The sequence below is a fragment of the Flavobacterium piscis genome (assembly GCF_031457575.1).
Classification (GTDB): domain Bacteria; phylum Bacteroidota; class Bacteroidia; order Flavobacteriales; family Flavobacteriaceae; genus Flavobacterium; species Flavobacterium piscis_A.
In genome coordinates, this window is sequence record NZ_JAVDWQ010000012.1 from 148,500 (window position 1) to 164,431 (window position 15,932).

Genomic DNA, 15,932 nt, shown 5'->3' on the forward strand with positions numbered 1-15,932 from the left:
TCAGGTTAATAATAAATATATCGTAATTAAAATAAAGTAATGATTAACTTAGAGTAGCAATCTTAAGAAAAGGGTAAATTTGCTCATCTCCTTTTCATATTTATATTACTCCTATACGAATTTATATTGAGGACTATCATATTTATATCCTTTTAAAATAGTATTTTTTGCCTTTGTATATTTGATTTTATGAAAATCTTTAAAAAAATACCAACACTTATTTTTATATTTATGAACTTTAATGGTTTTGCCCAAAGTGAATATGAAGGGTTGTATTCCATTAAAGGAGCTAAAGCTTATTTATTTCAGGAAGGCGGTTTTGTAGCCATAGGTTATGGAAGTGTGGTAATTGGTAATTGGGAAAAAGAAGGGGATACACTTGTGCTAAAACCTAAAAAAACAAAGTTCCTGCTTTTTGGTAAGCACACCCCAGGTTTAGAAGCTGAAACCACTCGTATTGAATTTAGAAACTTTACAAACGACAGATCGTTTTTTGGAACAAATCCAACAGATTGTGCATTAGTTTTTGGTTTGGAATCAGATTGTGAACCAGATAAAAGTTACTCAAAAATCCTATCAATAAAAGCAAAAACAATTCTTTTGGGCAATCGTCACACCTACACATTTCAAACAAATGCGTATAATGATTTTATAACAATATATTTCCCAAACAGAGATTATGATAAAGATTATTATATAAATATATCGCCCGATAATTATAATCCTGAGGAAGTCCCTAAGCTATCCGACCTTTCTGAAGAAGAGCAATCAGCTTTGCTGGCCTACAAAGAAATGATGGAAACACGAGAAGTACATAAATACTGGGGGGTTAGCCCGGAATACAATTATATAGATGCAGAGGTAACACCAAATGAGTTTGTATTATCAACCACCAATCCACATTTTGTAATTAAATGTGAACAATAAGGTTCTTAACTTGTTGAAATCGAATTTGTAAGAATGAAAAATTTAATTGAAAAACCTGATAAGGCATGGTATGAATCCGATAAAATGTATACAATATGAAGAAAATAAATCCGCTATTAATTTTCAATGTGTTGATTTTTATGTTTATAGGTTTAGGGCTGTCTTTAATTTGTTTTTTTATTCACATAAAAATGGGTTGGGTTGGCTTCGTAAGTATAATTGTCATTGTTCTATTTCTAGGCTTTATTATGTATTCAATAAACTTTGGTATTCCAACATCAAATAAAATAAATAACAAAATAGAAGAACAGAAAAAGAGTTTAGTTTACACTAACGAGAAAATTATAATCATTAACCCAATTTTAGAAAAAAAGACAATAATTTATTGGAAAAACATTGAAGCTATATTCTTGTTAAATAAATCTCCTTTAGATGGAGAATATCATAATTTTGAATATATCATAATTTTGAATAGAGAACCAGAGAATATTAAATATGAATTTCAAAAGTGGTACAATAAATTAAGGATGTTTAATTTTTCTTCGAAATCAAAGGAAAATCAATTGCCAATCATTAAGATAAATGATTATAACAATAAGGATTTTAACACATTTAAAGATGCCGTTAATAAATATCTTCTGAATGTAAATGAAACTTCATCGGATTATTTTAAATTAAAATTTGGAAATAAAGTAGAAGAAAGTAAGATAGGGAATACCAAAATAACAAAAATAAAAAACCCAATAAAGACAATAGGGTTTTATGAAATTTTTGATCATGGAAATGATTTAAATGACAAAAAAGTAATTGAATATAGAGAACAAGTTAAAAACAAATAACATGACAGTGAAACTGCACAAAATGCTTATATTAATATCTCTACTAAATTAGGATGTAAAACTAAAGAAGAAATTTTTTTAAATCAACATGAAGTTATATTCTGTAATACTGAAGCGTTTGATTGTTTTATTAAACAAGCACATATTAAACCAGAAGAAGCAAAAAAATTAATGTTGGAATATGTTACTAATAATAACTTACCACCTGAGACTTCTTTATATTTTATAATAGATAACCATTATACTTTTACAAATTATGTTCATCCAAATATTCCTGAAGCATATGGCGGTAAAATATGGATAAATACTAGCACAGGGGAAGTTAAGATTAGGAATGAAGGATTATATATCAGAGCTTATCATTCTTATAAATAGTAAAAGTTACATTCATTGTTGCCACATATTTAAGAAATCGAGTGATAATTAAAATGTAAGGAAAAATAAAAAAGTTGATGAGAAAAAAAAACATAAGTGAATACTACCAACTACCAATTCTTGACGGATTAGAATTACTAAATGCAAAATCACATACTTTAGATTTTCCATTTCACGTACACGATACTTTCAACATTGCTTTAATTTTAGATACTACTTTCAATACAAAACTTAATGATAAATTTTTAAAAGCGCCAAAAGGAACATTATCTATAACTAATCCGAATGAAGTACACGCCACACCTTGCGACAAAGATATAGGAAACTCATTTTTTACATTTTATGTTTCACCAGAAGCTATTAAAGACTTTAATAATGGGGAGCATGTGTTTTTTGAAGATAAAGTAATCTATGACCAATCTATTTTTAATGAACTATATTTTTTGTCAGCGAATTTTAAGAATAATGAAATCGATTTCGAGACTCGGCTAATTGAGGCATTAAAATTACTTGTTTTAAAATACGCTTCCGTTAAACCTTTAAAATTTGCTACAAGCAAACTATTTCAATCTTTCATCGCTGAAACAAACTTTGAATCTTTTTCATTGAATAAAACTGCAAGCCAATTTGGGTTAAACAAGTATAAATTCATAAGGCTTTTTAAACAGGAAACAGGCTTAACACCAAATAACTATGTACTGTTAACTAGAATTCAACACAGCAAAAATATGTTAAAACAAGGCAAACCAATATTTAATACTGCAATTGATTGTGGGTTTTACGACCTTTCTCATTTTTATAAAAATTTTAAACGATTTACAGGAGTCAATCCATTAGATTTTCAAAACTCTTTCCTTTTCAAGTAGTGCAATATTTTACAATAGCATCTATTAAGATTGTTCCAACTTTACTAAAAGTTAAAATAACGCCTCTTATGAAAGCAATATTATCCTTATTATTCATTCTTTCAACCTCTATTTCAAATGCTCAAGAAGTTATTCCGTTTAAACTGGGAGATGACAATCGTATATATATAAAAGGACTTATTAATCAGTCTGACACCTTAAATTTAGTATTTGATTTAGGTGCCAACATTACTGTCATTAATAAAACAAAAATGGAAGCCAAAAATGTCAACATTAAATTTGATACCATAGTAGCCAATACAGGTGGTAATGGAGTTTCAACGGAAGGTAAAAGTTTTAACAACCTAGTCAAAATAGGGAAGCAAGATTACCCCGGAAAAGATGTACTTGGAATATCATACCCCGAAAGTGAAATATTAGATGGTTTAATTGGCTGGAACTTTTTCGAAGATAAAATAGTGGAAATTGATTTTGAAAGTAAAGAACTGTTAATTTCAGACAACCTGCCAAAGTATTCCGAAAGATATAGCAAATCCAAATTGAAATTTATAAACGGTGTTCCATATATAAAAACGATATTGTATAAAGGAAAGAAAAAAGTAAAAATTTGGTCAATGTTAGATACCGGTTATAATTCTAATTTAAAGGTGTATTACAGCTTTGCAATCAACAATAAACTTTCAAATGAATACCAGATTATTGGTGAATCTACCAGCTTTGGTACAGATGGTACAGTTGCAAAATCTGATTACGTTTTAATTCCAAGAATCGAAATTGGAGGCTTTGAAATATATAATATGCCAGCTGATTTAATGAAGACAAAAGTTGACTCAAATATACCTGCTTTGTTTGGAGGTAACCTGCTAAAAAGATTTCATATTATCTTAGATTTTAAAAACAAACAAGTTTATCTAATGCCAAATAGAAACATCAATAGTGAGTTCTAGCTTTCAGAAGTATGATTAAAAACGTGTGGCAGGGCTAAGACTTTTAGAAAATGAAGATTATACTTTCAGATTTGAAAATGATAATGAAAACATTTATCTTGAAAAAAGAATTGACTTTCTAATGGATTAATTATCGTTTAAAAACATCCCCCTTTTTCAAATTTATAGTAAGCTGGCACGAATTTGTATTTAGCGTAAGCACATTTACATCGCTAAAAATTGGTGTTTTTCACTTTTGTACTTTAGTCAGGTAGCGAATAGCTCTGGCAGCATAAAGGCTCCTAAACCTGTTCAAAAGCGCCCTGTATAGAATGAAATACTGCCAATTGAACTGATCAGTCGGTTGGAGGAACTTAACGGGACATTTATACTTGATGAGTTTGATTATGAATATGTCATACTTACAAGAGTGCCATTCAAAAAACAAGAACCAGGCAAACCAAGGCAAAAGTAAATCATGATAGAGGTTTAAGACCGATGTTCCTGAATAATTATTTCTACATTCCAAAAGGGAAAAAATTAGAAGATGGATTACAAATGATAGAATAATATGAAAAAATATATACAATTCCTTTTAATAATTAGTTTTCTTGTAGCTTGTGGTCAGGAAAAAAAAGAAGATGCTATGAACATTGAAGAAAGAATAAAATTTATTGAAAAAAAAATAACAAAATATGATTACGAGCCTCTATATCAAATTAATGTTGAGACAATGAATTGTTTTGAAATTTTAATAAATGGCTTTCCAGTTTATACTCATAATCAAAATATACCAGGAATCGTAAAATTTAATATTAATTCAGCACTTTTAAAAAGTGGAAAACAAAATTTGGAAATTGTTATATTACCTTCTTATAAAAATGATAATACACAAAATGAATATCTTTCAAATTCTGATTCATTTTCACTAGAAATTGAACAAACTGCTTGGGATAAATATGGTAGTTTAGAAGAATCTAAAAAGATCTTACATTATGAATTGGAAGAAAGGGATAAATTAGGTGAAAAGATTGAGTATAATAATTTAAAAGAATATAGTCAAAAAATCCTTTTTGATGCTAAAATCCCATATGAATTAAAAGGCTGGAATAATAGTCAGGACTTATCAAAAATTGATAAAGAGCTTTTAAAAGAACAAGTATTAAGTTTTTATAAAAAAGTAATAAAATCCTTTGAAATAAAAGATTATGACAATTTAAATACTTTATTTTTAAATGCTGACACAGAATGGTATCAATCAGAATATTTTTCTTTGAATATTATAAAAAAATATCAGAATAAAGAAGGACGTAAAGGTAAATCAATCTCTACAATTAAATCAAATTCAAATGTTTATGAGCTGAAAATGTTTCTTTTAGACAATTACAAACTTGGCTTCTATTGTGACAATAAAGTTGTACGATTAGAATTTGCAAAGGGACCTAATAAAGGAAATTCAGTATTTGGTTATGAGGATATAGATAGGAATGGATTGAAAAGACAAATTTTTATTGATATGTTCTTACATATTCCAAAGGAAAAAAAAGAGCTTGAAATAGTCAGATAACATGTTCAACACCCTTTTTACTTATTTGCCAGTTGTAATATGATCAATTGCAACAATTATTCTATTCAATAAAAGTTTGGCATAAAAGAAATTTAATTATAGGGATTTATAAAGATTCAAAAGAAAAATTAGCTAATAATAAAAAACAACAATTAGCAAAAATTAATTATTCACCATACTAATTAATTTACTTTTTAGGGTTATAACATAAAACTTTTTTTACAGATTTGTCAAATGATGAAAAGGTTTTTTCAATACCAGACTATGATATCGTGTTTTTTGCTGATGGCAAATTAGCCAGAGTTATGTAAAGAAAAAGACGAGAATGGTAATCGATATGTTATAAAATATAATGTACCTCCATTAATCCCTAGAGGAATGGATGGTGAAAGCAATGAAATCAGTTGTTTTATTTACAAAGGGTAAAACGGGGTTAGAATTTTTTTAATGAATTCAATAACAATGTTGATTTTTAAAACGATTAAAAAGAAAACATTACCAGGGTATTACACTTTATTTGCCAAAAGGAAAAAAAATTAGAGGATCGTTTACAAAAGAGGAATAATATGAAGAAAATAAGCATTGGTATAAAAGGAGATGTAAAAAGCTGTATTAGTGGTTCCTGAAATAATAATTAATGATGTTTGGGCTTATCAGGTTTACATTACTGATTATAAAAAGAAAGAGAATACATTTAAAATGAATCTAGAATATATTTATTGGGATCATTTTGGTTTAGATTATCCAGATATTCAAAAATTTGATAAAGACATATTTTATAGTTGGTTTGTTTTACAGCATTTTAAAGGATATAAACCTTTCTATACCAAAATAGACATTGTGGGAGAACTTAAAGGTGAATTTTAATGTGTTTAAAGACAAAATAACAAAAAGTGAAAATGAAAAATATTATTTCGTTTATATTATTAACAAGTTTTTATAGCTGTAACACAAACAATAATATGACAATAGAGCCAATTGACAAGGAGTTTAATGAGCAATTGTTAACTGGTAAAGGATTAGATTCAAATCTTTTTAGTACAAAAGAAATAATTCAATACTATAAAATTGGAAACTATGAAGAGTTGAAAGCTGAAGAATTTACTTTAAAACTTAATCAATTTATAATTGAGAACTATAAATTTAATGACATCAAAGACAAAAAATATTTTGCATTATTATTTTATAAAAATGAAATTTCAGCTGATTATAATAAATATCTATATGAGTCAGCCAGAGATAATCAAAACGGTTATTTAGAAAATTATAATGAAAATTTAGTTCTTAAAATAAGACTTAAAGCTAAGTCAGATTTAAACAAAGTAAAAAGTCAAATTAGTTTCTACCAAAAAAATAAATATGAGAAAGAATATAATAACAATATAACATTAGAATAGTTTAATAATGAAGAAAGTTTACTTGCGGCTTATTTTGCTAAAAAAGAATATGTTGAAAAAACAACAGAAGATGCAGGTACTTACGAATGATTGGATGTTACCTGAAAAAGCACAAGCGTTTTCAGGTGCAGTATATAAGCTTTTTTGATAAAATTAAGACAAAACACCCCAAAATAATTATACGCTACAATTATGAAATAAAGTGTTAATTATAAAATATGTATAATGTGAAAATAACTATTAATTTAATTTTAACCCTTTTTCTCCTTATTAGTTGTAAACAAAAAGTAGAAAATAAAATAATATCTTTGGAGAAAGTAATTTCTAATGATACTTTGTATTTTGAAAATCAAAACCTTGCTATTTTCATAAACCCAACAATAACTTATATTGATAGTCTTAAGAAAACATACAACAATGAAGATGATTTTTATATAATAGCAGATGATGCTAATTTTTATAATGCTGAAGCCCAATATTTTCTAAAGGAGAAAAAGATAAAAATAGAAAATATTAGTAATAACCAATTACTGAAAATTGGCGATACAATAATAAAAATTTCGCAATATAAACCTTGGACCATTCTTTTGTATAATAAAAATGGAAGTTTTAATAATTTTGCTCCAATTGATATTAAAGAAAGTTATTTGCAATTCTTTTTACCTGAAGCGAAAGTAAATGATTTAGAAAAATATCAAAACCAAGAAAATTACTTCATTACTATTTTCGATATGAATCAAGATGCAATACCAGATAAAATTATTAGTAGTAAGCCATATAAAGGAAATGAGTTATTAGTTTTTTATGGAAAACAAGATGGAACATTCAATTTAATTTTAGAAACTATTAATTTTTCCCAAGATGGCGGAAATATAATAAAGAATATTGTACCTATAAACAACAGTAAAGGCTTTAATATAATAACCTACTTTCCAAATGGAGGTTATTATGAAGAAGAACATTATGTTGTTCCACAAAACTACACTTGGTTACTTCAAAAAATAATTTACAAAATAAGGTCTGATAATGCAGAAAATGCCATTTTATATAGTTGTGATGTCATGCAAAATATAGATCTTACTAAAGAAAATTGGATGGATAAAATTATTGCCATTCCAGATGAACAGATTCGTAAAGAAAAATGTAACCCTGAAAAATTATAAGAAATATTTTGTGAGTAGGGAGTGATTTAAACTTTTTAGATTCAAGTGATTATTCATCGCAGCCACACTCCATTAGAGTATTTTGTCTGTATCCAGCAGCAATTTTCTTTTTTAAAACTGCACGAAAAGTTCAATTCAAAGAAAGGAAAACGCATTGAAAATATCGATACTTGGAATTTCAATTCAAAAACACCAATTAAATGATTTTAGACACACTTTAATCGTGAAACATAAAGACAAAACAACCCAAAATAATTAAAATCTACAATTGTGAACATATTGCAATGTGGACAGGAAGTCAGTGGATTTCTAATTTTAAGCAAAATAGTAAATTATAATAATGGAAAAAGTTCAATTTTTAGATGGCAATAAAATAAATAAGAATAAAATGAAAAATTTGTTTTTAATATTATCATTGATTTTTACAATAGTATCATGTAATTCAAAAAAAAACAATCCAAATTTAAAAGATATTCAAGAAATCTTTAAGGTGAAAGGAAATGTAAAAGAAATTAAAAGAGATATTTGGTCAAAAACAACAATGAAAGATTTATACTTATCTATAATAACAACCTTTGATACAAATGGAAATCCTATTGAGACTATAGACTATGATAAAGAAGGGAAAATAAAAAATCGTACTCCATGGAAAAGACAAATAGATGAAGAAATTAAAGACTCGGAGCATTACAATAAAAAAGAATACGACAATAAAAAAAGATTAATTAAAGAATATGAAAATAATATTGAGATATTATATAAGTATAATGAAAAAGGACAAAAATCAGAAGAGATTAGAAGTTTTGGAAATAAAACCATCCAAACAATATATGATTCAAACGGTCTTTTAAAAGAAAGAATGCATTTTGTCTCATCAGATTATGATTCTTTTTGGCAAAGTAAAGAAAAGTTTATCTACAATAAAAAAAATCAATTAATTCAAACATTAATTTATCGTTATTCTGATGAAAATCAAATTTCGGCTAAATATCTATATGAGTATGATGAAATTGGAAGTTTGGTTAAATCCACTTTTTATGTTGGTAAAGAAATAATTGAAATTGAAAACAGAAAAATTATTTATTATTGAAGTATATTTTTAATCTGATTTTATGAAAAACAAAACAATTGTAGTCTTTTTTTCTGGTTTTTCTTAATTCTTGCCAAGAAAAATTAGCACAAACAGTAAAAGTACAAATATCTCAAAGAAAGTTTTTGGAAGAATAGAACTAATTTAATTATAAAAAATGCAACAGATATGGAGTTCCCTATAAAAAATGATTTAGTAATCACACAAGAAAGAACCAATAGACTGGGGCGGCGCTCCAATTTATATGGTAATAAAATTTTTAAATCCTGAAATGCTTGGTTTTTCTGTGTATACAGATTTTAATAAGTTACACAACGACAAAAAAACGAAATTCTTCGAACTGTGGAAAAATTGTGGCGCCGAGCTGTCCATTTCGGTAAAAAAACATAGAGGATTGGTCTTTCAACATCAACAATATTACTAAGTGAACGATTGTGGCGTGAGTATGCGCTACGAAGACGAAGAACGTATCAAACAAGAACAAGCTTCCTGATGAACTATATAACGAACTCAAAAAAGTAAATAAAAAATGAAAAAAGTGTTAATTTTAACAAAGAAGATCCAATATTTAAAAATATTATACGGAATAATTTTTGCTCGAAATAATAATTAATTTGTGAACTCCTTGGTACAAAATTCGAACCTTTTACTCGAAGATTTCCAAGTTTTAAGCGAGCTCGCAGAGGTTTGATAATGAAAGTATTTGATTGCCCTAGTTTATTAAAAAGTTGCAACTAGCAATGGGGCTGATACAAAGCACATCCAATTGTATGAAATACAAAGCCCCTTAAGTTTAAGGATATCTAGTAAATACACAAAAAGTCTATCATTTGTTCCAGCAATATTGAAAGGTTAGGCTTAATAATATTGTATTTATATATGTAATAACTCGAAAGGTTTCAATATTAAAAATTCACCGTATTGAAAACTAAAATTTAAAATAATAATTTAAAACTTAAAATTATGAAACAGTTGCCTAATTTAGACGCATTCGCAAAAATTCTCATAGACAAAGGCTTTAGTGGTTACTTTCAAACAGAAGTAGCCTATCCGGGAAAGTTGAAAGAAAGCATTACCGAATATATGGAAGCCTGTAACAATGGTAAAGAAAGATCTTATAGAGACGGAAACTTTTTACTATCGACTTATCTGCAATGGTCAGGAGATAATAATCAGAGTATTGAATGCAATTTTTGGGTAAGACAAGAAAACGATGGTTTTGATATACAAAAAATGGAAATTAGAAGTAAAGACAGATATGGACAACTTTTGAAAAAATCGGAACTAAAAAACCTTTCAATAAATTCAATTCCGACATTAAAGGAAGCCATTGCAGAGGTTTCTGTATTTTCTCAACAAAACCTTTCTTCTCGAAAAAGAGGATTTAGAATGTGACAACTATAAAATAATTAAGCATATAAAAAACAAAAACCAGTGTCTTTATTTGGAGAATAGAGGTAAACCACCGTCTGAACCAATTAAGGGCTAAAGCAAAAGAGCTGCTCACAAGCACAAGCGAAAAGGGACTCGAACACCGAAGTAAAAGTCCAATAGAAGTTGAAGCAGTATTTGGACAACTAAAAAACAACAATAAATTCAACCGGTTTACTTTCAAAAGCATCGAAAAAGTGGAGATGGAATTTCTATTGATGGCTATCGGGCATAATTTCAGAAAAATGATTACAAAGAACAATAATGCATAGAGGGCTCATATAAAAGTCTCCATGAGAGTTCTAAATAGAGCTATAAAAGTCGAAATTTACTTTTTAAATACTGTAAAGGAATATTTTTTCATAAATCAACCAACGCAAAATCGATTCCTGAAATTTGCCGCATAAAAAAAGCTGTCCTTTTCGGACAGCCTCTTTTACAATTTATAACTCACAGAATGATTTAATTATCTTCAGATCAAAAAAGTGCTAAAAAAGTAGACAGCGAGTTAAGAAAAACTTAGAATGAACAGAGCTGTTTTTTCTCCTTTAACACCTACAATGAAAACTAAAGTGTTTTAATAATTTTAACATATAAGTTAAAAAACATTACAGGATTCGAACCAGAAAACTCAACAAACATAAGGGTTTGTTAATCACTCAAAAATAGCGAAGATTTTGTCGAACCACAAAAAAGCCTGTAAAACTGAGGGTTTACAGGCTTTTTATTTTTTCTTGTGACACCTTGGTACAAAATCCGAACCTTTTATTAGACGATTTTCAGGTTTTAAGTGAGTTAACAGAGGTTTAAAAAGAAAAGCATTTGATTTTCAAAGTTTTTTATAAGGGTTAAATGAACTGAATACAAATCTCTTTAATTAAAAACTCGTATCACCGGTGCGAGTTTTAAATACTTCTTCGATAAATTCATTTAAGTTCTATCAACTTCGAATTTAGTATTTATATTGACATTTTTATAATCGAATTTCCAATGAATCAGTTAACATTGCTTATTCGAAAGGAGCTAATACTTTTGTTAGAAAATTTTGTTACTACAAATATTTATATAAACCTAAATTCGAATAATTTAGGCTAGGATATAATATGTTATTTAGATATCATAGGAATGAGAAAAACTTACGTTAGTTTTTCTTAAATGATAAACCACTTTTTTAGGATAATGTCTAAATAACTCAAAAATTCTCAATCACAGCGATCAAGACTTTTAAGTCATATTAAAATATGAAAAGTTAAAGTTATTATATAATTACACTATTTCTATCTCTATGTCTTCTTTTTTACATCCAATTGAATTTTGAAGTTTTATTTGTAGAGATTAATGTTGTTGTAAATTGTTTCTTTCGTGTATTTATTGCTGTATGTTGATATTAGCTATGTTTTTTTTCTTTTTTTATAACAAAAATTCAATATAACTTAAAAATGCTTGAAATAAGTTTTTAATTTGTGATTTATTAAGAATTTACTGTTGGTTTAATAAAAAAATGTTAATTTCGTACAAAAAATAAGTTACTAATGTTTCGTAGCCATTAATCACTAAACTATTTATATGAGAAAAAATTACTTTCTAAAAATTTGTTTGGCATTTTTATTTTTGATGAGTTTGTGTTTAAAAGCTCAAACTACAGGAATGATTGTAGAACCAGCTACAGGATCCTCGGCTGCAATACTTGACCCAAATAGCGATGGGTATGTTTCAGCTACAACGGCAGGATTTTTAGGCAATGATAAATTAAATAGTGAATTAAGTTGGAGAACTTTAATTCCCGCAGGTACTGAACCAAGCAGTGATGTAAGGAATGGACCTGATTGTGGTTTTTCAGATTTTGTAGAATCTACTTCTGGTGGTATTGATCCTGTCTTCCATTTGTCAAATGGAGCAAATTGGTTGTTCCGATTTAGAATGGCAAGTATTGCACCTAATGCAAAATCCTATTCTATACTTGTTGATATAGATAATTTGATTGGTCCATCTGATGATTGTTATCTAGCAGGAGTCAACCCTGGTTTTGAATTAGAAATTGTCTTGTCTACAAAATTTGGTGTTCGAATTTATGATCATAGACTTCCTTGTGGTTCTAATTTAGTGCAGTCTTACGGTATTGATAGAATTCAAAAATCCATTGCTGCTTCCACTGTTTGTTCTTCGCTAAATTATTTTTTAGATTTTTATGTTGATTGGGCACATTTAACATCACAATTTGGTATTAATCCTTCAACAGTTATGCGATATGCAATTGTTGATAATATGGCGGCAGATAAATCTACAATTTGTAACCCTTCTTCAGCCTCTGATATAGGAGGAATAAATGATGACTCTTGTGGTAATTTAGAGTCTTGTTTTACAGAAGTAGTTGTAAATCAGCCAGGATGTTCTCCAAGTAACACTTCGTCATGTGTGTTTTCAGATTGCCCGATTATAAATGGTTCACCTTTGCAAGTTGGAGCTACCGTTGTAAGTGTAACGACTACCGAGTCAAATGGGGTTTTGAGAGTTTATGTCAATGAAAGTTTAGCGGGAACGCAAAATATAAATTCAGGTTCGGGAACTTATAATGTTACTATTTCGTCATCATTAGTTGCAAACGCAAATGTAAGAGCTACTGCACAGGGTATAGGAGAAGTTGAGTCGGGAACTAATTGTAATAATTTACAAGTTGCAGGTACTACCTGTACGAGTCCTCCAACAGATATAATTATTTGTAATGCAAATAAAGCATTTACAGGAGTAGCAGTGCCCGGTGCAATTATAAGACTGTATAACTCTTCAGGGGATTTAATGAATCCTTCCAGTGGTACTTCATTTACAGGAGGTCAAATTGTTTCAGTTGCTTTCCCCAGTGGATTATCACCTTCAACAGCAAATTTTTTATGGCGTTGTGTTGGATCTGGTGAAACAACAAGTTGTACAGCTGGAGGAGGTCCTTGTTTGGTGGATGGAAATTATTATCTAACAGCTCAAGTTCCGGGACAATGTGAATCTACTCCAACCTGGTTTTGTATTGGGCTTTCGGGTTCTACAAGTGTGCCAACAATTTCAACAGCTGTATCGACTTCTACATTAACAGTTACTGGCAACTTGGCAGGGAATATAGCAGAAAATAATGGAGTTAGTATTTTCTTTTATAAAAACGGAAATCAAATAGCCACAACTACCACCACAAATAATACAGGTAATTGGTCTATAGCATTTCCTGCAAATACATTTAAAGCATGTGATCAAATTTATGTTGTTGCAGCAAGAAATACAGCTACACAGCGTTGCCCATCTCAGAGTTCTACTATGATAGTTTCCGGAGGCAGCTCAACTGCACCTATAATAACAGGATCATATTGTGGGACAACAAGTATTGTGTCTGGGACTTCAACAGAGACAAATGGTACAAGTATTTCAGTATATAATAATTCTATTTTGGTCGGTACTACTACTGTAAGTGGAGGTATTTGGAGTGCGAATGTATCACCAGCTATAAGCTCAGGAAGTACTATTACAGCTAAAGCAACAAATTCAGTACAATGCGAATCTGAAAGCCTGTCTTCGGCATCAGTAATTGTGGGAGTTAGAAATAATAATAGTGTTTTAATTACGCCAAATCCATTAACAGAAAATAATTTATTGATAAATGGTACAGGAACGCCTAATGATGTTATTAAACTTTATATTGATAATTGGCCTTTATACAGAGATTTTGCTGAGAATTTTGCAGCAACAGCAACTGTTGATGGATCGGGTAACTGGTCAATTACTCTAATTGATAATACATTATACGCAGGTGCAACAGTTGCTGCTGTTTCAAGTAACGCAAGTACATGTGAGAGTGTTCTTCAAGACCCAACACCCGTGGTTTGTGTGTCACCAGATACCAGTTTAGTTGTGAGTCCTGATAATGTAACTATATGTTCGGGCTATGCAGCTACAAATATTCAAATTGATAATTCTGAAATAGGAGTGATTTACCAATTATACAATAACACTTTGGGATCTAATACAGGTTCGTCGATTATTGGAAACGGAGGGCTAATTACTTTATCTACATCTGTATTAACTTCAAGTGCTACTATTTCAGTTATTGCTATAAAGTCTCCATATGATGGAACTTGTACTCAAACATTAAGTGAGACAATAAATGTAACTGTCCAGTCTCCTCCAACAATAGCTCTGGAAACAGTTTCAAATACTACATCATGTAGTGGTGCTGATGGTTCAATTCAAATTTCCGGTTTAGGTAATTCAACTTCTTATGACGTTAATTATTTGTTTAATGGAGTAGCAACATCAGGTACTTTTATTACAAATGGTTTTGGTGTTTTAACTATTTCCAGTCTAAATGCAGGTTCATATGAGAATATTTATACAACCTTATTTGGATGTAATTCTTTAAATACTATTACAGGACCTGTAATTATAAGTGATCCTGGAGCTTTACCTGCGCCCGTTATTGGAATGATAATTCAGCCAACTTGTTCTGTTAGTACAGGAAGTGTAGAATTGAGTGGTTTACCATCTGGATCATGGATTATAAATCCAGGTGCTATAAGCGGCTCAGGAACTACTGCCACTATTAGTGGCTTGTCAGCTTCAACTACTTATAATTTTGCAGTAACCGAAATCGCTACTTCATGTACATCCTTAGCCTCTTCGGATGTTGTGATAAATTCAATTCCATCAGCTCCAACAATAATATTAGAAACTGTAACAGATCCAAATAGTTGTATCGCTGCAAATGGTACGATCAAGATTTCAGGTCTGTCTAATACTACAACTTATGATGTTAACTATTTATTTAATAATAATCCAGTTTTAACTTCTATTATTTCTAATGGAGTTGGTGAGTTGGTAGTTGAGAATCTAAGCGGTGGTACTATTACAAATTTATATATTGTAATAAGTTCATGCAATTCCAATATAATCTCCGGTCCGATCATTTTAAACGAACCTTCATGCGGAAATACAATTAACGCCGTTGATGACAATACATTCGGGGTGCAGACACCAAGTACTACTGCCGACACTACTGTTGGCAATGTAACAGCAAATGATGAGCTGAATGGCGTCTTGGTAACAGCAGCAAATACAAATGTTACCCCAATTACCAGCGGCCCGTTGAGCATTGATTCAGAAGGGGTTTTGACCTTAGCTGCAAATGCCACATCAGGAACTTATACCATCACTTATGAATTGTGCGAAGCAGGCGCAACCCCGTCCAACTGTAATTCCGCCACTGCTACTGTTGTTGTTGCTGAAAACGATGCTCCTGTGGCACTTGATGATGCGACAAGCACGAATGAAGACACGCCGGTAACGATCAACGTCACTACCAATGATACCGATGT

Annotated in this window: 12 protein-coding genes; all 12 read left to right on the plus strand. The window is 29.6% G+C overall.

Annotation, left to right across the window (positions count from 1 at the left end):
* The first annotated feature begins 189 nt into the window (after positions 1-189).
* Complete coding sequence (locus J2W48_RS16790; RefSeq protein WP_310282831.1) at positions 190-927, plus strand: hypothetical protein; 738 nt, start codon at positions 190-192, stop codon at positions 925-927.
* Between the two features lie 95 nt (positions 928-1,022).
* Positions 1,023-1,766, plus strand: coding sequence for a hypothetical protein (locus J2W48_RS16795; protein ID WP_310282832.1), 744 nt, complete (start codon positions 1,023-1,025; stop codon positions 1,764-1,766).
* 452 nt (positions 1,767-2,218) lie between these two features.
* A complete protein-coding gene (locus J2W48_RS16800; protein WP_310282833.1) occupies positions 2,219-3,007 on the plus strand; it encodes an AraC family transcriptional regulator in 789 nt (262 codons plus the stop codon).
* Positions 3,008-3,075: 68 nt separating this feature from the next.
* A complete protein-coding gene (locus J2W48_RS16805; RefSeq protein ID WP_310282834.1) occupies positions 3,076-3,954 on the plus strand; it encodes a pepsin/retropepsin-like aspartic protease family protein in 879 nt (292 codons plus the stop codon).
* A 550-nt stretch (positions 3,955-4,504) separates the two neighbouring features.
* Positions 4,505-5,500 (plus strand): hypothetical protein, encoded by a 996-nt coding sequence (locus J2W48_RS16810; protein ID WP_310282835.1) that lies wholly within the window; start codon positions 4,505-4,507, stop codon positions 5,498-5,500.
* 615 nt (positions 5,501-6,115) lie between these two features.
* A complete protein-coding gene (locus J2W48_RS16815; protein ID WP_310282836.1) occupies positions 6,116-6,367 on the plus strand; it encodes a DUF3289 family protein in 252 nt (83 codons plus the stop codon).
* Between the two features lie 32 nt (positions 6,368-6,399).
* Positions 6,400-6,897, plus strand: coding sequence for a hypothetical protein (locus J2W48_RS16820; RefSeq protein WP_310282837.1), 498 nt, complete (start codon positions 6,400-6,402; stop codon positions 6,895-6,897).
* A 227-nt stretch (positions 6,898-7,124) separates the two neighbouring features.
* Positions 7,125-8,060 (plus strand): hypothetical protein, encoded by a 936-nt coding sequence (locus J2W48_RS16825; protein WP_310282838.1) that lies wholly within the window; start codon positions 7,125-7,127, stop codon positions 8,058-8,060.
* A gap of 340 nt (positions 8,061-8,400) precedes the next feature.
* The gene (locus tag J2W48_RS16830; protein WP_310282839.1) at positions 8,401-9,150 is read left to right on the plus strand and encodes a hypothetical protein; all 750 of its coding nucleotides are present in this window, start codon (positions 8,401-8,403) and stop codon (positions 9,148-9,150) included.
* A gap of 963 nt (positions 9,151-10,113) precedes the next feature.
* Positions 10,114-10,545, plus strand: coding sequence for a hypothetical protein (locus tag J2W48_RS16835; protein ID WP_310282840.1), 432 nt, complete (start codon positions 10,114-10,116; stop codon positions 10,543-10,545).
* 56 nt (positions 10,546-10,601) lie between these two features.
* Positions 10,602-10,853, plus strand: a complete 252-nt coding sequence (locus J2W48_RS23140; RefSeq protein WP_409025183.1) for a transposase — start codon at positions 10,602-10,604, stop codon at positions 10,851-10,853.
* A gap of 1,294 nt (positions 10,854-12,147) precedes the next feature.
* A partial coding sequence (locus tag J2W48_RS16840) for a beta strand repeat-containing protein (protein WP_310282841.1) occupies positions 12,148-15,932 on the plus strand: 3,785 nt, incomplete at its 3' end.

What these genes read in the sequence shown, in the direction of transcription:
- J2W48_RS16820 (WP_310282837.1), top strand. Translation starts at nt 6,400, where the DNA reads ATGAAAAATATTATTTCGTTTATATTATTAACAAGTTTTTATAGCTGT.
- J2W48_RS16790 (WP_310282831.1), top strand. Translation starts at nt 190, where the DNA reads ATGAAAATCTTTAAAAAAATACCAACACTTATTTTTATATTTATGAAC.
- J2W48_RS16800 (WP_310282833.1), top strand. Translation starts at nt 2,219, where the DNA reads ATGAGAAAAAAAAACATAAGTGAATACTACCAACTACCAATTCTTGAC.
- J2W48_RS16795 (WP_310282832.1), top strand. Translation starts at nt 1,023, where the DNA reads ATGAAGAAAATAAATCCGCTATTAATTTTCAATGTGTTGATTTTTATG.
- J2W48_RS16830 (WP_310282839.1), top strand. Translation starts at nt 8,401, where the DNA reads ATGGAAAAAGTTCAATTTTTAGATGGCAATAAAATAAATAAGAATAAA.
- J2W48_RS16805 (WP_310282834.1), top strand. Translation starts at nt 3,076, where the DNA reads ATGAAAGCAATATTATCCTTATTATTCATTCTTTCAACCTCTATTTCA.
- J2W48_RS16810 (WP_310282835.1), top strand. Translation starts at nt 4,505, where the DNA reads ATGAAAAAATATATACAATTCCTTTTAATAATTAGTTTTCTTGTAGCT.
- J2W48_RS16835 (WP_310282840.1), top strand. Translation starts at nt 10,114, where the DNA reads ATGAAACAGTTGCCTAATTTAGACGCATTCGCAAAAATTCTCATAGAC.